Annotated in this window: 22 protein-coding genes; 10 read left to right on the top strand and 12 right to left on the bottom strand. The window is 36.3% G+C overall.

Going from position 1 to position 17,972, the window contains the following annotated elements:
- The first annotated feature begins 9 nt into the window (after nucleotides 1–9).
- Entirely contained in the window at nucleotides 10–453 is a 444-nt protein-coding gene (locus HCN53_RS11205) for a DUF1569 domain-containing protein (RefSeq protein WP_167342999.1), read from the top strand.
- 5 nt (nucleotides 454–458) lie between these two features.
- Here HCN53_RS11205 and HCN53_RS11200 read toward each other — a convergent pair whose 3' ends face one another.
- Genes HCN53_RS11200 through HCN53_RS11190 form a run of 3 tightly spaced genes read right to left on the bottom strand, consistent with a single transcriptional unit; the run spans nucleotide 459 to nucleotide 3,362 of the window.
- Complete coding sequence (locus HCN53_RS11200) at nucleotides 459–1,217, bottom strand: hypothetical protein (protein WP_167342998.1); 759 nt, start codon at nucleotides 1,215–1,217, stop codon at nucleotides 459–461.
- The gene (obgE, locus tag HCN53_RS11195) at nucleotides 1,187–2,203 is read right to left on the bottom strand and encodes a GTPase ObgE (protein WP_105018250.1); all 1,017 of its coding nucleotides are present in this window, start codon (nucleotides 2,201–2,203) and stop codon (nucleotides 1,187–1,189) included. The genes HCN53_RS11200 and obgE overlap by 31 nt, the downstream gene beginning before the upstream one ends.
- 58 nt (nucleotides 2,204–2,261) lie before the next feature.
- The gene (locus tag HCN53_RS11190; protein WP_167342997.1) at nucleotides 2,262–3,362 is read right to left on the bottom strand and encodes an adenylate kinase; all 1,101 of its coding nucleotides are present in this window, start codon (nucleotides 3,360–3,362) and stop codon (nucleotides 2,262–2,264) included.
- A gap of 72 nt (nucleotides 3,363–3,434) precedes the next feature.
- Between HCN53_RS11190 and HCN53_RS11185 the strand changes: the two genes are divergently transcribed.
- A complete protein-coding gene (locus HCN53_RS11185; RefSeq protein WP_167342996.1) occupies nucleotides 3,435–4,580 on the top strand; it encodes a 5-(carboxyamino)imidazole ribonucleotide synthase in 1,146 nt (381 codons plus the stop codon).
- 78 nt (nucleotides 4,581–4,658) lie between these two features.
- Here HCN53_RS11185 and HCN53_RS11180 read toward each other — a convergent pair whose 3' ends face one another.
- Together HCN53_RS11180 and HCN53_RS11175 are read right to left on the bottom strand one after the other, a co-directional pair.
- On the bottom strand, nucleotides 4,659–5,105 hold the full coding sequence (locus tag HCN53_RS11180) for a ferritin-like domain-containing protein (protein WP_167342995.1): 447 nt from the start codon (nucleotides 5,103–5,105) through the stop codon (nucleotides 4,659–4,661).
- Between the two features lie 167 nt (nucleotides 5,106–5,272).
- A complete protein-coding gene (locus HCN53_RS11175) occupies nucleotides 5,273–5,839 on the bottom strand; it encodes a DUF3109 family protein (RefSeq protein WP_042276016.1) in 567 nt (188 codons plus the stop codon).
- 140 nt (nucleotides 5,840–5,979) lie between these two features.
- Here HCN53_RS11175 and pyrH point away from each other — a divergent pair, with 140 nt between their 5' ends.
- From pyrH to HCN53_RS11155, 4 genes are all read left to right on the top strand, one after another.
- Nucleotides 5,980–6,684: a UMP kinase gene (pyrH, locus tag HCN53_RS11170; RefSeq protein WP_042276018.1), complete on the top strand. Its 705-nt coding sequence runs from the start codon at nucleotides 5,980–5,982 to the stop codon at nucleotides 6,682–6,684.
- A gap of 46 nt (nucleotides 6,685–6,730) precedes the next feature.
- Nucleotides 6,731–7,285, top strand: coding sequence for a ribosome recycling factor (frr, locus tag HCN53_RS11165; protein WP_167342994.1), 555 nt, complete (start codon nucleotides 6,731–6,733; stop codon nucleotides 7,283–7,285).
- Nucleotides 7,286–7,441: 156 nt separating this feature from the next.
- Nucleotides 7,442–8,590 carry an Mrp/NBP35 family ATP-binding protein gene (locus HCN53_RS11160; RefSeq protein WP_042276021.1) on the top strand — a complete coding sequence of 383 codons (1,149 nt, stop codon included), beginning with the start codon at nucleotides 7,442–7,444 and terminating at the stop codon, nucleotides 8,588–8,590.
- Entirely contained in the window at nucleotides 8,590–8,865 is a 276-nt protein-coding gene (locus HCN53_RS11155) for a NifU family protein (RefSeq protein ID WP_042276023.1), read from the top strand. The genes HCN53_RS11160 and HCN53_RS11155 overlap by 1 nt, the downstream gene beginning before the upstream one ends.
- 76 nt (nucleotides 8,866–8,941) lie before the next feature.
- Here HCN53_RS11155 and HCN53_RS11150 read toward each other — a convergent pair whose 3' ends face one another.
- The 6 genes from HCN53_RS11150 to HCN53_RS11125 all read right to left on the bottom strand — a co-directional run bounded on the left by HCN53_RS11150 (nucleotide 8,942) and on the right by HCN53_RS11125 (nucleotide 13,461).
- On the bottom strand, nucleotides 8,942–9,439 hold the full coding sequence (locus HCN53_RS11150; RefSeq protein WP_167342993.1) for a hypothetical protein: 498 nt from the start codon (nucleotides 9,437–9,439) through the stop codon (nucleotides 8,942–8,944).
- A gap of 92 nt (nucleotides 9,440–9,531) precedes the next feature.
- Nucleotides 9,532–10,308, bottom strand: a complete 777-nt coding sequence (locus HCN53_RS11145) for a DUF3050 domain-containing protein (protein WP_167342992.1) — start codon at nucleotides 10,306–10,308, stop codon at nucleotides 9,532–9,534.
- Nucleotides 10,309–10,379: 71 nt separating this feature from the next.
- Nucleotides 10,380–11,564 (bottom strand): acyl-CoA dehydrogenase family protein, encoded by a 1,185-nt coding sequence (locus tag HCN53_RS11140; RefSeq protein ID WP_042276030.1) that lies wholly within the window; start codon nucleotides 11,562–11,564, stop codon nucleotides 10,380–10,382.
- A gap of 111 nt (nucleotides 11,565–11,675) precedes the next feature.
- On the bottom strand, nucleotides 11,676–12,416 hold the full coding sequence (locus tag HCN53_RS11135) for a tRNA1(Val) (adenine(37)-N6)-methyltransferase (RefSeq protein WP_167342991.1): 741 nt from the start codon (nucleotides 12,414–12,416) through the stop codon (nucleotides 11,676–11,678).
- Nucleotides 12,416–12,943: a ribosome maturation factor RimM gene (rimM, locus tag HCN53_RS11130; protein ID WP_167342990.1), complete on the bottom strand. Its 528-nt coding sequence runs from the start codon at nucleotides 12,941–12,943 to the stop codon at nucleotides 12,416–12,418. The genes HCN53_RS11135 and rimM overlap by 1 nt, the downstream gene beginning before the upstream one ends.
- Before the next feature lie 11 nt (nucleotides 12,944–12,954).
- Nucleotides 12,955–13,461, bottom strand: a complete 507-nt coding sequence (locus HCN53_RS11125) for a 30S ribosomal protein S16 (protein WP_042277229.1) — start codon at nucleotides 13,459–13,461, stop codon at nucleotides 12,955–12,957.
- Between the two features lie 141 nt (nucleotides 13,462–13,602).
- Between HCN53_RS11125 and HCN53_RS11120 the strand changes: the two genes are divergently transcribed.
- Nucleotides 13,603–14,409 carry a DUF6252 family protein gene (locus tag HCN53_RS11120; RefSeq protein WP_105018243.1) on the top strand — a complete coding sequence of 269 codons (807 nt, stop codon included), beginning with the start codon at nucleotides 13,603–13,605 and terminating at the stop codon, nucleotides 14,407–14,409.
- A 75-nt stretch (nucleotides 14,410–14,484) separates the two neighbouring features.
- Here HCN53_RS11120 and HCN53_RS11115 read toward each other — a convergent pair whose 3' ends face one another.
- A complete protein-coding gene (locus tag HCN53_RS11115) occupies nucleotides 14,485–14,922 on the bottom strand; it encodes a retropepsin-like aspartic protease (protein WP_042276039.1) in 438 nt (145 codons plus the stop codon).
- A 73-nt stretch (nucleotides 14,923–14,995) separates the two neighbouring features.
- On the opposite strand from HCN53_RS11115, the gene HCN53_RS11110 reads away from it, so the two are divergent.
- From HCN53_RS11110 to HCN53_RS11100, 3 genes are read left to right on the top strand one after another with little or no spacing between them, the layout of a single operon-like run.
- Nucleotides 14,996–15,763: a TatD family hydrolase gene (locus HCN53_RS11110; protein WP_167342989.1), complete on the top strand. Its 768-nt coding sequence runs from the start codon at nucleotides 14,996–14,998 to the stop codon at nucleotides 15,761–15,763.
- Nucleotides 15,764–15,780: 17 nt separating this feature from the next.
- A complete protein-coding gene (locus HCN53_RS11105; RefSeq protein ID WP_167342988.1) occupies nucleotides 15,781–16,902 on the top strand; it encodes a 1-acyl-sn-glycerol-3-phosphate acyltransferase in 1,122 nt (373 codons plus the stop codon).
- On the top strand, nucleotides 16,902–17,966 hold the full coding sequence (locus HCN53_RS11100; protein WP_167342987.1) for an asparaginase: 1,065 nt from the start codon (nucleotides 16,902–16,904) through the stop codon (nucleotides 17,964–17,966). The genes HCN53_RS11105 and HCN53_RS11100 overlap by 1 nt, the downstream gene beginning before the upstream one ends.
- The last annotated feature ends 6 nt before the right edge of the window (nucleotides 17,967–17,972 follow it).

The following is a 17,972-nucleotide window of genomic DNA, read 5'->3' as shown; positions in this document are numbered from 1 at the left end:
ATAACCACTATGGAATCATTTTTTAATTCTCAATCCTATCATCAATTACTTGAAAGACTGGATTCTATTAATCCTGACAACGCACCTTTATGGGGTAAAATGACGACGGCACAAATGATGAATCATTGTCAAGAGCCCTTAAAGATTGCTCTGGGTTATAATGATAAAAATCTGAAATCAAATTGGGTCGTCAAACTATTATTCAAGAAGATGCTTTACAGCCCAAAACCTTTTAAAAAAAACGCTCCTACTCCACCTGCATTTCGATCAACCGCTACTTTTAATTTTGAAGAACAAAAAGCAGAATTAAAGAAATGGATGCAAAAATTGTATAACGATAGACATAATCCTAATAGGGCACCTCATCCTGTTTTTGGTACATTTACGGAAGAACAATGGGGAATTTTACAATGGAAACACCTTAATCACCACTTTGAACAGTTTGGAGTTTAAAGGAATTATTCAGTTACTTCTACCATATAGAAAATATGGCCTTTTTCTAAATCTTCAATTAGTAAGCTGTTATCAGTTTGTTGGTAAACAGCCCATTTTTTAAAAGATTGATTTTTACTTTCTATCAATATAATTCCTTTATCTTCAGTTGTTTCCCATTTAAGTTTAGCGTCCATAAACAAAACTTTAGTCGAAACAATTTCAGGAGATAAAAAGTGTAATGAAAAATCAAGAAGTAGAAGCTCTTCCCTAGAAGACTCCGGTGATTGATCACGCATTCTTACCTCTTTAGTTTTCCATTTTTTAAGAAGTTTGACCGTATCAACTTCAATGGTAGCATACTCTAATTTTTTAATATAAGAGTAATTCACTTTAGTATTAGCTACCTTTCTTTTATGCATGATGAGATGTGCATTTCCAGAAACTAGCACTCCTGTTTCATCACCGTTCCAATAGAATACTCCACTTTTATCACTAAACCTTATTACATTTTCTTCAATCTCATAGGTTAAGTTGTACGATTTTCCAGCAAAGTTAAGGACAGAGCTATTGTCTTTATTCAATTTAAAAGATAGGTCTTGAAACATCCTAGCTAATCTATTAAGTTCAACAGCTGTTGGTTTTACACCTTGAATGGCTGTCGTATCAACTTCCTTAAAGCTCCACTCTCCTAAATACTCTTGAGCTGTGAGCTCAATAGAAAAGAAAAGAATAAGAAATAATGAACAAAAACTTATTCGGCAGATTTGTTGAGCATGCTCCATAGTTGATCCTTTAACTCGGTTAGGTTGTAATGTGTAGCGCTAGAAATAAACATATAAGGCCTTCCTTGGAAAGCTCCTTGATCATCTAGTGATTCCCTCATTTCTATCATAAGTTCATCATCTAGCATATCAGATTTTGATATACAAATAAAGCGCTCTTTATCTAATAGTTCTGGATTGTATTTTTTCAACTCATTTACTAGTACATCATATTCTGCACTGATATCATCCGCATCAGCCGGAATTAGAAATAATAAGGTTGAATTACGCTCTATATGTCTTAAGAATCTATGCCCTATTCCCTTACCTTCTGCAGCGCCTTCAATAATACCTGGAATATCGGCTATGACAAAAGTTTTGAAATCACGATATTCTACAATTCCTAAATTAGGCTTAAGAGTAGTAAACTCATAATTGGCAATTTTAGGTTTAGCCGATGTTAGAACTGATAATAAAGTAGATTTACCTGCATTAGGGAATCCTACTAATCCAATATCTGCAAGAACTTTAAGTTCAAAAATCACATCCAGTTCCTCACCTTCGGTACCAGGCTGCGCATATCTAGGAGTTTGATTGGTAGAACTTTTAAAATGCCAGTTACCACGACCACCCATTCCTCCTTCACAGATGATAAACTCCTGACCATCATCTAGAATTTCGGTAATGACCTGGCCTGTTTCAGCATTTTTAACCACTGTTCCTATAGGAAGTTCAATGGTTACATCCTGACCATCCTCACCAGTACGACGTTGCTTGGCACCATTTCCTCCTGCGCCGGCTTTAAAATGTCGTTTGAATTTAAAGTGATATAAGGTCCAAAGATTTTTATTACCCTTAAGAATAATATGACCACCACGACCACCATCTCCACCATCTGGACCACCTTTTTCTACATACTTTTCCCTGTGCAAGTGCGTACTACCTTTTCCGCCTCGACCAGATTCTAAGTGTATCTTAGTATAGTCTACAAAATTTCCTTCGGTCATTTTTTCAATTTCTTATTTAATTAATAATGCTTATCGCATTTTTAGAGTGAGGTCAATGTTATAACTTATCAAACTCTACACTCAATCGCTGTGTAATTTCATCAATAGCTCCTACTCCATCAACTCCATAATACTTGTCTTGAGCAGCATAGTAGTCTTTAAGTGGTGCTGTTTGCTTATAATAAACTTTTACTCGGTCTCTAATAACATCTTCATTAGCATCATCGGCACGACCGCTTGTTTTTCCTCTTTCAAGTAAACGCTTTACTAAAATTTCATCTTCTACTTCTAGTGCAACCATACCGCTTACCTCAGTATCCATGGACTGCAATAAGTTATCAAGTGCCTCGGCTTGAGCGTTTGTTCTAGGAAACCCATCAAAAATAAAACCTTCGGCTTGAGGATTTTTTTCGACTTCGGCTTTAAGCATTTTGATCGTTACCTCATCAGGAACCAAATCTCCTTTATCTATATAAGATTTTGCAAGGGTACCTAGTTCTGTTGCATTTTTGATGTTGTATCTAAAAACGTCTCCTGTAGAAATATGAACGAGGTTGTATTTTTCCTTTAAACGTTCTGCTTGAGTTCCTTTTCCAGCACCAGGAGGACCGAATAATACGATGTTTTTCATTTTATTAGTTTGTACGTAAAGCTGGGGTAATTCTCTCCCCAAATTATTATAATCCATGCCGTATCCCACGACAAATTTGTTTTCAATATTAAGACCTATGTAGTCTATTTTAAGTTCTTGTTTGTAAACATCAGGTTTTAAAAACAAGGTAGCTACTAGTAGTTCTTTGGGATTTAGTTGTGTTAGCTTTCGCGAAAGCGTAACCACAGTAAGCCCAGTATCTACTATATCTTCTACTACTACGACGGTCCTATTGGTTAAATCTATATCCAATCCTTCTAACTTTACTTGGCCAGTACTTTGTGTTCCGTCGTAACTTTTTGCCTTGATAAATGCTATTTCACAAGGATGCTGAAATTTGCGCACCAAATCTGCAAGGACCATAAAACTACCATTCAGAATCCCGAGAAATATCGGCTTTTTATGTGCTAAATCACGATTAAGTTGATAGGCAAGATTATCAACAGCGCTATCAATTTCCCTAGCGCTCATAAAGGGTTTAAAATAAAGGTCGTGTAGTTTGATCAACTCGTAGCTTTTATGCAAAGATAGTTATAATGAAAATAGCCAATTTCTATTGAACGTGCTTATTTTTGAAGCATGGAACAAACTTATTTTTCTTCAGACTTTAGATTAGGGATTTTGGGCGGTGGCCAGTTGGGCAAGATGATGCTTTATACAACGCGCAAATGGGACATTCAAACCTATGTAATGGACAATGCTGAAACGGCTCCGGCGTTTGAAGGAAGTACCGTTTTCTTTGTAGGCGATATAATGAATTACGATGCTGTGATGGAAATGGGAGAACAAGTGGATGTTCTTACTATTGAAATTGAAAACGTCAATGTACAAGCACTTCAAGATTTAGAAGATAAGGGCATTGCAGTTTCACCTAGTGCCAGCGTACTTAATTTAATACGTAATAAATCTAGACAGAAAGAGTTTTACCGCTCACAAAATATTCCTACTAGTCCTTTTGAAACCTATGACTCTCCAAAAATGGATCACGGTCGTGAATTCCCGTTTATTTGGAAAAGCGCCGAAGGCGGTTATGACGGTAAAGGCGTCAAAGTAATTCGAAATCAAGATGATTTAAAAGAGTTACCTGAACAACCATGTTTATACGAGGACATGATTGATTTTGACCTAGAGCTTGCGGTTATCGTAGCACGTAATGCAAGTGGTGAAATGAAAACCTATCCTGTTGTTGAAATGGAATTTCATCCAGAGGCTAATCAAGTAGAATACGTGTTGTGTCCGGCAAGGATTAGTGACGATATTTCTAATAAGGCACGTGAAGTGGCTTTAAAAGTGAGCGAGGCTTTTAATCATGTAGGCTTACTCGCAGTAGAAATGTTTTTGACTAAGGATGGAGAAATACTTGTGAATGAAGTAGCTCCACGACCTCATAATTCTGGTCACTATTCCATAGAAGGCTCTATGACCGATCAGTTTGAACAACATATAAGATGTGTTTGCAACCTTCCATTAGGTGATACAGAAAGTGTTATAAGTAGCGTAATGGTAAATCTTGTAGGTGAAGAAAATCATACTGGCAATGTTATTTATGATGGAATTGAAGAAATTCTATCTATGCCTGGAGTAACTCCTCATATTTATGGTAAAAAACAAACTAGACCTTTTAGAAAAATGGGGCACGTTACCATAGTTAATAAGGATATAAACGAGGCACGTAAAATAGCCGAAGAGGTTAAAAAGAAAATAAGAGTTATTGCAGCAGAATAACCAATTATATTTTTAAAGAAAGAAAGCCCCAATTACAAATGGTAATTGGGGCTTTTCATCAACCAAACAAAAAATATTTTAGGCAATATTCTCCATTGCATTCACTCGATTAAGTGCAGTTTGAATGTTGTCTCGGTGTTTATTTAAAATTGTTCTTGTAGAAACTGGCAGCGATGTTTCGGCTAGAACTTCATTGTACTCCTCTACAGCCGCTTTTTCTCCACGTATGGCTTCTTCAAGTATAGTTTCTTCCTTATCAGATGAGAAGGTAGATTTTATATTCATCCATGCTCTATGGGCATCACCAGTGATACTTGTTCCTTTATCTGGTTCTTGACCAAAACTTCTTATTTCAGATTTTAGCTCATGACCAAAATCATATCGTTCTTGTGCTTGTTGAGAAAAGAAATCTTTCAATCTACTGCTATCTACCTGGTCTTTTGCTTCCTTGTAACCGGCTTCGGCGTCGTAGTTTTTCTCTAATAAATCGTTTAACTTGTTGGCAACTTTTTCTGTGTAACTCATAGCTTTTGTTTTTTAATTTATCTAAAAGTTAGCACGATCATAGGTTAGATACAGGTCACTTCACAAAGCTTTAGTAGGATATTAAAATCATTTTTTGAAATAGAATCAATAACCTACTAATTATGTTAAACCTGCTGTAAAATAAATGCCATAGCATTAACATAACCCTACTTATAGTTCTGTGCAATGTCCTCTAACTCTTCATACCATTGAGCACCAAATTTTCGTATCAACGAATCTTTCAAAAATTTATATACTGGAACCGACAATTCTTTACCCAACTCACAAGCATCATTACAAATTTCCCATTTGTGGTAATTCACTGCGCTAAAGTCGGTGTATTCTTGTATACGCACAGGATACAAATGACAAGAAATAGGTTTGTAAAAAGGTGTTTTACCTGCATGATAGGCTGCCTCGATACCACATTTTGCAGTTCCATCCTCATTAAAAATGGTATAAGCACACTCGGCACCATTTACTAAGGGCGTTTCCAATTCACCATTCTCACGCTCGATCCAGGTACCTTGTTCCTCTATTGCGGCCCTACCTTTATCATTTAAAAAGGGTTTGATATTTTCATACTCGTTATCGAGAATTTCCAATTCCTTTTGCTCGAGCGGCGCGCCTGCCTCACCAGCAACACAGCATATTCCTTTACAAGCGCTTATGTTACAAACAAATTCCTTTTCTAATAGATCGTCCGACACTATGGTTTTCCCTAACTGAAACATCTTCCTTACTTTTTTGCAAAGATACTTCAGTCGTACTATTGATGTAATTTTTTTAGATACGCTTTCGCGAAAGCGAACTCACACCTATTCCATTCCTATTTACTTTCAATTATATTTGCACAACTTTGTAAAAAACACCCATGGAATACAAGAGAATATTACTCAAACTATCAGGAGAAGCGTTAATGGGAGATCGCCAGTACGGTATAGACCCAAAACGTCTTGCAGAATATGCCCAAGAAATTAAAAAAGTCACTGATATGGGTGTAGAGGTAGCCATTGTAATTGGTGGCGGTAATATTTTTAGAGGTGTAGCAGGTGCTAGCGCAGGAATGGATCGCGTGCAAGGTGATCATATGGGAATGCTAGCAACGGTTATTAACGGACTGGCCTTACAAAGTGCTTGTGAAGATGCAGGAATACCTACTAGACTGCAAACTGCAATTAAAATTAATGAGGTGGCAGAACCTTTTATACGTCGCAAGGCAATACGTCATTTAGAAAAAGGACGTGTCGTAATTTTTGGCGGTGGTACTGGTAATCCCTATTTCACAACAGATAGTGCTGCTGTACTACGAGCTATTGAAATTGAAGCCGATGTAATCCTTAAAGGAACAAGAGTTGATGGAATTTACACTGCAGATCCAGAAAAAGACACTAGCGCCACTAAATTTGACTTAATAAGCTTTGAAGAGGTTCTTAATAAAGGCCTGAAAGTAATGGATACCACAGCGTTTACTTTAAGTCAAGAAAATAAATTACCAATAATTGTATTTGATATGAATACAAACGGTAATTTAGTAAAGCTTTTAAATGGAGAAAAAATAGGAACAAGAGTACAATAATTGAAAACGGCAATATATTTGTACAAGTGCTCAATAAATTGACATCATGAACGAAGAATCAACTTTTATTTTAGATACAGCTAAAGAAGCTATGGCTGGTGCTATCAAGCACTTAGAAAAAGAATTACTTAACATACGAGCTGGAAAGGCTAGTCCTGCTATGTTAGGAAGCGTGACTGTAGACTATTACGGTAGTCAAACGCCACTTACCCAGGTTGCAAATGTAAGTACTCCCGATGCGCGTACTATAAGTGTACAGCCATGGGAAAAAGCAATGATTCCTGAAATCGAGAAAGGTATCATGATTGCAAACTTAGGATTGAATCCCATGAATAATGGTGAGAGTATTATCATTAATGTTCCTGCTTTGACAGAAGAACGTCGTCGTCAACTTGCAAAACAAGCTAAGGCAGAAGGAGAAGATTCAAAAGTAGGTGTGCGTAATGACCGTAAAAATGCTCTTAATGATTTAAGAAAACTTGATTTATCAGAAGATGAACTTAAAAATGCAGAACAAGAAGTTCAGGTTCTTACTGATAAGTATGTTGCCAAAATTGATGAAATGATCGTGGTTAAAGAAAATGAAATCATGACTGTTTAAAAATATCTTTTATAGTATTTAAAAAGCGAGCCTTGAAAGGCTCGCTTTTTATTTTTAGGTATAATTAAATCTTATCACACCGCTCTATCCTTTTATACAGTTTCTCCTTTTTAAAGTCACTAGGTTGTATCTTTGTAATCAGATTAAGTGATACCCATGAAAATAGAGAAAAAAGATGTTCTCAAGGCTCTTGAAACTATATCAGTTCCTGGTGAAGGACAGAATATGGTGGAAAGTGGAGCCATTAAAAACGTTATAGTATTTGGAGAAGAGGTAGTGGTTGATGTTACTATAAACAATCCTAGCTTACAAGCAAAAAAGAAAACTGAAGTTTCCATCCTACAAGCTATTCACAAAGAGGTTTATCAAAAAGCTCAAGTGAAAGTTAATTTAAAGGTTGAAGCACCAGTTCAAGAAAATAAAGCTCCTCAAATTAAAGGAAAACCTATACCAGGAATTGATAATATCATAGCAGTAGCAAGTGGTAAAGGTGGTGTAGGAAAATCTACTGTAACAGCAAACCTTGCTGTTTCATTGGCAAAAATGGGATTTAATGTCGGATTATTAGATGCCGATATCTACGGTCCTAGTGCTACGATTATGTTTGATGTGATTAATGAAAAACCACTTTCTGTTAACGTGGATGGGAAATCCAAAATGAAACCAGTGGAAAGTTATGGTGTAAAGGTACTGTCCATCGGCTTTTTTACGCAACCAGACCAGGCAGTAGTATGGCGTGGCCCTATGGCAGCAAAGGCTCTTAATCAAATGATTTTTGACGCTGCATGGGGAGAATTGGATTTTTTACTAGTTGACCTTCCTCCAGGTACTGGTGATATTCATTTAAGCATAATGCAATCACTACCTTTAACGGGTGCAGTAGTAGTATCAACTCCTCAAAATGTAGCATTGGCAGATGCTCGCAAGGGTGTTGCTATGTTTCAACAAGAAAGTATCAACGTTCCTGTTCTAGGAATTATAGAAAACATGGCTTATTTCACTCCGCCTGAATTACCTGAAAATAAATATCATATCTTTGGAAAGGATGGAGCACGTAATCTTGCAGAAGATTTACAAGTAAGATTTTTAGGAGAACTACCATTAATGCAAACGATAAGAGAAGCCGGCGATGTAGGTAGACCTGCAGCCATGCAAGAAGATACTCTAGTTGAACAAGCATTTATTGATATTACTCGTAATGTAGTTGAAGAAACAGTTAAACGAAATGAAAACTTACCACCTACTCAAGCTATTAAAATAACTACTATGGCTGGATGTAGTCCGGTGAACAAACAAAAGCAATAATGACAGGAGCAGCATTACAAGCAGCAGTTGAAGCTGGATTAGAGGAAATCCGACCATTTCTACAAAGAGATAATGGAGATATTGAATTGGTTGAGATAAAAGACGATAAACATGTTATTGTTAGATTATTGGGAACTTGTGTAGGTTGTCACGTAAATCAAATGACTTTAAAATCTGGTGTTGAACTTACCATTAAAAAACATGCACCACAAATAGAGAAAGTTGAAGATATTTCTGGAATCGCAGAAAAAGAAGAATCACGAGATACTTTATAACTTTCATATAATTTCAAAAAAAAAGGCGCTTCATGATTATGAAGCGCCTTTTTTTATTTAATAACTTGAATGTTCTCTATTGCTTAGTAAAGCGTATTTCCAACTCATAAGAGGAATCACCGTCCACTTCATCAAGTGAAAGTGTCATGTTTGAACTTGTGAGTGTTTGCACTTCAAAAGTCTCATCTGCATCAGACAAGTAAATTGAATTTCCAACTACAGAATAAGTCCCAGAACTGGTTAAGGAATCAATGTCTGTATCTGTATCTACTACTACACCATTTACTTGCTCTTCATAATCATAAGTATAAGTACCAGAGCTCGTGTAAGTACCATTAGCATTAAATACAAAAATGGCGTTGTTAAAGGCAGTACCTTCTTCTAGGTATACCCTTGTTACTGAACTACCATTTACCGTTTCGTTGTAGGTTTCTTGAGATCTAAAAAAAGTCAAGGAATAAGTTCCAGCAATATTCTCGGCATTTACCGGTAAATTTTCTGGTCCATCATCCTCACCACATGATATGGTTGCAATTGTTAGTAAAGACAGAAATAAAATTTTTAAAGTTTTCATATCGTTAATTTGATTGATTAATTCTTCAAAAATATCTATTTCATTAATTACTCTATATTTTTATAAGTTAAATACTGCTAATTGTTAAGCAACTAGACTAATTCTGGAACCCCAATAGCTGCATAAATACCATCAAATAACTCAATACGTTTTTGTAAGGATTCATTTGCGACATGTGCTGCTTGTTCCCATTTCACACTATCATCGCCACACAAAAGAGCCACCATTTTATGCGCCATTGGGCCGTGCTCATCACCATCTAACTCAATGTGTCTATCAAAATAATATCGTATAGCAGTAAGATCTACTCCTTCTTCTACTCGCATTCCTTTAAGAATTTCAGTAAACATTTCAGGAATTAAATCTTCACGCCCATAAGTAAATGCAGCAGCAATTTCGTGAGGTTGATTACGCTCAATAATTTCAAATGTGAAGGTCAAAAATCTTTTGACAAAATCTGGTATGTCCGTTTTTGAAATTTGTTCAATAGGATTATTATGGTTAGAAATCGTTACAATTTGATTTACTATCAAATCTGTATTAACATCTAGTCCTTCCATGGCATTTAAATACATTTCAAAATGACTCAATCTATTGCCATCTTGATCAAGATCAGATTCTTCAGCTAGAACAATTTCATTAATTAAATATCTAGTATCATTACTACCTTTAGGAAACCACGGAGTAGTTGTACAGGTAAGTTCTCTTTGTAGAGCTTTGAGCAAAGACATAAAATCCCAAACAGCAAAAACATGATGAGTTGTAAAAACCTGTAAATCTCCTAAATTAGAAATAGCATTGTATAAAGGATGACTCAACAATCTTTTACGATTGTCACTAATTCTAGATTCAATTATCGTTGTATTCATAGCTCAATTTGTGCAAAAATAAAAGGCTGCCTATTGTTGTAGGCAGCCTCTATAATATATTTAACGATTACCTACTTAAAAGCATTTTCTCCAGTAATATCAAGTCCGGTGATCAACAAATGAATATCGTGAGTTCCTTCATAAGTAATAACACTTTCTAGATTCATCATATGTCTCATGATACTATATTCACCTGTTATTCCCATTCCTCCCAAAATTTGTCGAGCCTCACGAGCAATCTTAACAGCCATTTCAACATTATTACGCTTTGCCATAGAAATTTGTGCGCTTGTTGCCTTTCCTTCTTCACGCAACACTCCTAATCTCCATGCTAGTAGTTGTGCCTTGGTAATCTCAGTAATCATTTCGGCAAGCTTCTTTTGCTGTAATTGAAAAGCTGCAATTGGTTTCCCAAATTGGATACGTTCTTTTGCATATCTAAGCGCTGTATCGTAGCAATCCATTGCAGCACCTATAGCACCCCATGCAATACCAAAACGAGCACTATCTAAACAACTAAGAGGAGCACCTAGACCAGAGCGTCCTGGTAAAATATTACTTTTTGGAACTTTTACATCCTGAAAAATCAACTCACCTGTAGCGCTTGCTCTCAAAGACCATTTGTTATGAGTCTCTGGAGTAGAGAAACCTTCCATGCCTCTTTCTACAATAACTCCATGGATACGACCTTCTTCATTCTTTGCCCAAACCACTGCCACATCACAAAATGGGCTGTTTGATATCCATAACTTGGCTCCATTTAAAATAATATTTTCTCCATCTCCAGCATCTTTAAAATTAGTAGTCATTCCTCCTGGATTACTACCGTGGTCCGGTTCAGTAAGACCGAATGAGCCCATAAATTCACCACTTGCTAGTTTAGGTAAAAACTTTTTTCTATGTTCTTCACTACCGTATTTCCATATAGGATACATAACTAGCGATGACTGGACTGATGCTGTACTGCGCACACCACTGTCACCTCGTTCTATTTCTTGCATGATCAAACCATAAGAGATTTGGTCCAATCCTGCACCACCATATTCTTCTGGAATATAAGGACCAAAAGCACCTATTGATGCTAATCCTGGTATAATACTTTCAGGAAACTTGGCATCCTGTGCTGCTTGTTCAATGATAGGTGAAACATCACGTTTAACCCAAGAACGAGCTGCATCACGTATCATTTTGTGTTCCTCGGTAAGTAACTCATCTAGGTTGTAATAATCTGGTGCTTCAAATAGATCTGGTTTCATAGATATAATTTGTATAGAGTAACTACATCGTTTGAGTGTAGTTCCAATAGTTTTTGAATTGGTCGTAAAAATAAGAGAATGCTCACTTATTGCCCAGAAAAATGATAAGGATTACATTTTTAAATAAAAGTCCTTTGTAAGTGCGATATACTCATCGGTATACTCATGCCTAGAATGTTCAATTACCATATGCTGGGTAACTAGTTTTTGATTGGATTTTATTACGCTTTCGCGAAAGCGTAATTCCATAAACACTCTTTTAACAGGACTATCCACAGTTCCACGTACGTACATTTTACGTGTAGGCATCATAGTGAAGTAATCGGCAATTTCAAGAACTCGTTCTTCTCTATCTACAGGAAATACGAGTGCAAAAGTACCATCGATAGCAAGAAGCTTATAAACTCCATAGAAAAGCTCTTCAAAAGGTAAAGCATCGTCAAATCTTGCTTGTTGCCTACGACTCTCGATTTGATCATCAGATTTAATTGACTGAGCATTATAAAATGGTGGATTACTCACCATAAAATCATAGCGCTCATCAACCTCATCATAAAACTCTTGAAAGCTAGCATGATATGCATATAGCTGGTCTTTAAACTTGCTAGATTCAAAGTTTAATGCAGTTTGCTCAAAGGCATCGTGATCGATCTCTATAGCCTCAATAAACGCTTGTGGAAACCGTTGAGCGCACATTAAAGAGATGAGCCCTGTTCCTGATCCTATGTCTAATATTTTGTGTGGTTGCTTATCAAGACTACACCATGCTCCTAAAAGAACACCGTCGGTACCTACTTTTTGAGCAACCTTATCTTGAACGATGTCAAACTGTTTAAAAGAGAACGTACTCATTACTCTAAATACAACTCAATTAAACCTGGTGGTGTTTCTACTAATATTTGTTTGTTGTCACGGTCTACATTTAAAATAAACTCGTCGTGAACTGGTATAAGAATTTCTTTCTCACCTTGCTTTATTTCAAAAAGAGCTTGTGAGGTTGTATCGTTAACACCATCTACAATTCCCACCTCGCCATAATTAGAATCAACAATGGTAAAACCTATGATTTCATGGTAGTAAAATTTATTACCTGTAAGCGGTGGTAATGCAGTAAGAGGCAAATACAGATCCTTCTGAAGCAAGGAATCTGCCGTAGGTTCATCGTCTACATCTTCAAATTTGATACGCAGTAATGCAGATTTGTGTAGTTGACTGCGTTCAATAAAAAATGGAATCAAGTTTTTGCCTACTTCGACAAAAACTGATTCCATTTCAAGAAAAAGATCCGGTTCATCAGTGTCTAACTTGACAAGGATTTCACCTTTAAAACTAAATTTGTTTACGATCGTACCTACGTAAAAACAGTCTTTTTTACGCATGATATATCGATTTACTCTTCTTCTCCTGTTGCGTCTTCGCTAGCTGCAGCTGGCTCTTCCACTTCTGGTTCTGGAGCATTTGCTGCGATACGAGCTTCGTTTACTGCTTTTTCTGCTTCTAGAGCTTCAGCTGCAATTTTATCTGCATCAGCCTTAAGACCAGCAGCTTTGTTTGCAATTTTTGCTTCTTTTTCAGAAACCCAAGCTTGGAATTTTTCTTCAGCTTGTTCTTCAGTGATCGCACCTTTTTTCACACCACCTTTAAGGTGCTTTTTAAGTAACGCACCTTTGTAGCTTAAAAGAGCACGAGCTGTATCAGTAGGCTGCGCACCATTCTCTAACCACTGTACAGCACCATCTACATCTAGGTTGATAGTTGCAGGGTTAGTGTTAGGATTGTAAGTTCCTATTTTTTCAAGGAATCTACCATCTCTCTTTGCGCGAGCATCTGCTGCTACGATCCAGTAAAAAGGCTTTCCTTTTTTACCGTGTCTTTGTAATCTGATTTTTACAGGCATAACATTAAAGTTTGCGGGAACACGTCCCTTTTTATTAATTTAAGGCTGCAAAAGTACCATTATTTTAATAATGAGCATCATATATAAAGATTTAATTCTTATTAAATCCTTACATTTACCCCAAACTTAATGAAATTACCGATGAAAAAACTAATTGTAGCTGTCCTTACTTTGATTGCCATTGTAGGATGTGAAAAAAATCTAGATGAAGATAACAGCCCTGCAATCCAGGCTGTGCGTAATGGAGAATTTTTCAAAGCGCAGGATATGGCTGCTTCAATCGACATCGATGGAAGACTGATTATTCAAGGAACTAATCAATTAGAATCTCTAACAATTTCTCTAGACGACAGTAGTCCTGGAACCTACATTCTAGGTCAAGGTGCATCTAGTGAGGCTACTTATGTTTTTAACAACTCTCAATCTTTTTCTAGTAACGCAAATGATGGCCGTGGTGAAGTTACGATCACCTCTAGTTCCAATTCAGGTTTTGTATCTGGAACCTTCGATTTTGTCACCTACACTGCAAATGCTGCCGACTCCCTTTACATGAGAAAAGGTGTGATTTTTGAAGTCCCATTAGGAGGAACTATTAACCCAGGAAATGGCAATACAACAAATTCTTTTGCTGCCGATGTAGATGGACAAGCTCTTAATCCATCACTTATATCGCCTAATGTATCATCTGGTACGATTCTAATATTTGCAAGTAACCAAAACATAAGCTTATCTATTTCATTCCCTGATACTATCGTTCCAGGAGTTTACTCATTCCCAACGGATGCTACAGGATTATATGCTCAAGGTACTTCTGGTGAGACTGCTCAAAGTGGGACAATTGAAATTCTAACTCACGATACAGCAAACAATTCAATTACAGGTACATTTAATTACACTACTACTGGTGGAATTGTAATTGACAATGGAAGTTTTGATGTACAATATTAAAACTAACTAGAAACACTCATAAAAAAAAAGCTGCTCCACGAGCAGCTTTTTTTTTATACGCCTTACTTTCATCTATCACTTCATGTAAATATATTTTCCTTTATAATCAATAATCGCCTGTGAACTTATCAAAAAGTCTGCACCTAACAATCCCTGAATAGAATGCATGCGTTCACTTTTAAGCGCGGTATTAATAAAGGTCATATCCATTGATAAAACCGTCACATCTTGATCTTCCCAATCACCCAGTTCTAGTACATTATGATGAGCTATTCTTGGACGCAAGGAACCACTCGCGGTACCTATTGCTTTATCCATAAACTCTGTATTCAATTGAAACTCTTTATACAAATCTTGATTCACACAAGTTGCGCTAGCTCCAGTATCAATAATAAATCTGCCCTGATATCCATTTAACACAGCTTTGGTTACAATGTGACCGCTTTTTTTAGACAATCGTATTGGATGTGCTGTATAACCTTGACTGACGAGCCATTTTTTTAATGATTTCATATTCTTTGAATCTGGGTTTAAAGATATTCCGCTTTCGCGAAAGCATACCTACAACAAACCTTATTTTTGCAGTATGATTTTAACTGATACGCACACTCATTTATACAGCGAGGCCTTTGATGAAGATAGAGATGAAATGATCTCGCGTGCCAAGGCAGCAGGAGTTCAACGATTTTTTGTACCAGCTATTGATTCTGAGTATACAGATCGCATGTTACAATTAAAAGCAAATTATCCTAGCGAAGTGTTTTTAATGTGTGGTTTGCACCCTACGCACGTAAAGGAAAATTATAAAGATGAGTTAAAGCATGTTTCTCAAATGCTAGAACAACATGAGTATGTCGCTATTGGAGAAATAGGTGTTGATTTATACTGGGACAAGTCCTTTAAAAAAGAACAACTAGAAGCATTTCACACTCAAATCAAATGGTCATTGGACCGTGACTTACCCATTGCTATTCATTGTAGAGATGCGTTTGATGAAGTTTTTGAAGTTTTAGAAGACTATAGAAACACTTCTTTAAAAGGAATTTTTCATTGTTTTACGGGAACGATTGATCATGCAAAGCAAGCTGTGGACCTAAATTTACACCTGGGAATAGGTGGCGTTGCTACATTTAAAAATGGCAAAATTGATCAATTTTTAAATAAGATCGACCTACATCACATCGTGCTAGAAACCGATGCTCCTTACCTTGCTCCTGTGCCTTACAGAGGAAAGCGCAATGAAAGTGCTTACACTAAACTTGTTGCGGATAAACTTTCTTTGATTTACGATGTTAGTGTGGAAGAAATCGCAAGAATCACCACGGATAATAGTAAAAGAATTTTTGGGATATAAGTACATTTGCGACTAGAATGGAAGTTTACGACGACATACGATTTTTTAAGGATGATGAAGTGCAAACTGTCTTACAAAGTGCAGTAAGGCATCCTATGATTAAAACCTTATTCCAATATACATTTCCAGACAAATCCGACGATGAGATTAAGGATATCGTAACTAGATGCACGTCTATAAATGAGTTTCAAAGAGAAGTTATAAGTAAAACGGTAACGCGTGTAATCGACACCACAAGTGCTGGCATGACTAGTAGTGGTTTTGACGAACTAGATACTAATACATCCTATTTATATATATCAAATCATAGAGACATCGTACTAGATACCTCGTTGCTCAATCTTATTTTATTTGAAAAGAACTTAATAAGAACAGCAAGTGCTATAGGTGATAATTTAGTACAGCGCCCGTTTGTAAACATGTTAAGTAAACTTACTCGTAATTTTATAGTAAGAAGAGGTGGATCACCTAGAGAGACATTACTTAGCAGTATTAAACTTAGCGATTACATCTTTCACCTATTAAAGGAAGAAAATCGCAGTGTATGGATTGCTCAAAGACAAGGTCGAACGAAAGATGGAAATGATCATACGGAGCAAGGTGTTCTTAAAATGATAGCACTGGCTGCTGGTAAAAAAGACATTGCAAACTATTTAAACGATTTAAAAATAGTACCCGTTTCTATTTCTTATGAATACGACCCTACTGACGCCTTAAAAGTACCTGAATTGCTTGCCAAAGCGGCAGATCAAGAATACGTAAAGTCTGAAAACGAAGATTTTAACAGTATCATGTATGGTGCATTAGGACAAAAGAAACATATTCATATACACGCTTCAAAACCATTGGAAATAGTAAAAATAGTTGGTGAAAAAACAAACAAAACTTTACAACGTGTTGTTGACCAATTAGACACCACGATACAAAGTAATTATCATTTGTGGCCAACTAATTATGTTGCACACGATTTATTACATGTTTCTAGAAAATACAGCAAACATTATAGTGAGCATGATATGGCTCAATTTGAGAGACGATTGAGACTACGTGTTGATGTAGAAGATCAAATGACTGTAACTAGCTTTTTGAAAATGTATGCCCAACCTGTAACTAATAAAGAACTCCTAAACGCAGAATAATGAAACCAAATATCCTGCTTATCTACACAGGTGGAACAATTGGAATGATGAAAGACATTAAAACAGGTGCTTTAAAAGCATTTGATTTTGACAAACTTCTATACCACATTCCAGAGCTTAAACAACTAGACTGTACAATAGAAACCATTTCTTTTGAAACACCTATCGATAGTTCTGATATGAATACGGAAGAATGGCGCTTGATAGGAGACATGATTTATGATCGTTATGACAATTATGATGGGTTTGTTGTTTTACACGGCAGCGACACCATGTCGTTCACAGGCAGTGCACTCAGTTTTATGTTTGAAAACTTGACAAAACCTGTTATCCTAACAGGATCTCAACTGCCTATAGGCGATTTAAGAACTGATGCAAAAGAAAACTTAATTACAAGCATACAGATAGCTACGTTACGCAAGAAAAAGAAGCCCTTAATAAGGGAAGTTTGCATTTACTTTGAATATCAGCTATACAGAGCAAATCGTACCGCAAAAATGAATGCAGAACATTTTGAAGCCTTCAGTTCGCCTAATTTTCCACCTCTCGCTATAAGTGGTGTGCATTTAAATGTTGATGAAGATCTTTTATGGAAAGGATACAAAAACCGAGAGGTTCAAGTACATAGAGTCATACCTCGTAGTGATGATAGAATGCACTATCGACCACAAATGATAGCCGATGTCGTTGTACTCAAATTATTTCCTGGAATTACAGAGAACACCGTACAAGCCATATGTAATATTCCAAATCTAAAAGGTATTATCCTTGAAACTTATGGAAGTGGCAACGCTCCTACTAAATCTTGGTTTATTGATGCAATGAAAGATTGCTTGTCAAAAGATATTCGTGTTGTAAATGTAACACAGTGTCGTGGTGGATCAGTAGATATGGGTAAGTATGAAACAAGTCGTGCTTTGAAGGAAATGGGCATGATAAGTGGTAAAGATCTAACTACTGAAGCAGCTCTAGCCAAAATGATGTATTTACTTGCCTACATCGAGGATGATTTAATGTTTAAAGATTGTTTTGAAACAAGTTTAAGAGGTGAGATAACTAATTAGAAATTG

The organism is Nonlabens sp. SY33080, from assembly GCF_011784885.1.
Lineage (GTDB): Bacteria > Bacteroidota > Bacteroidia > Flavobacteriales > Flavobacteriaceae > Nonlabens > Nonlabens tegetincola.
The sequence above is the reverse complement of the archived record's forward strand: the minus strand, read 5'-3'. Positions and strand labels throughout refer to the sequence as shown.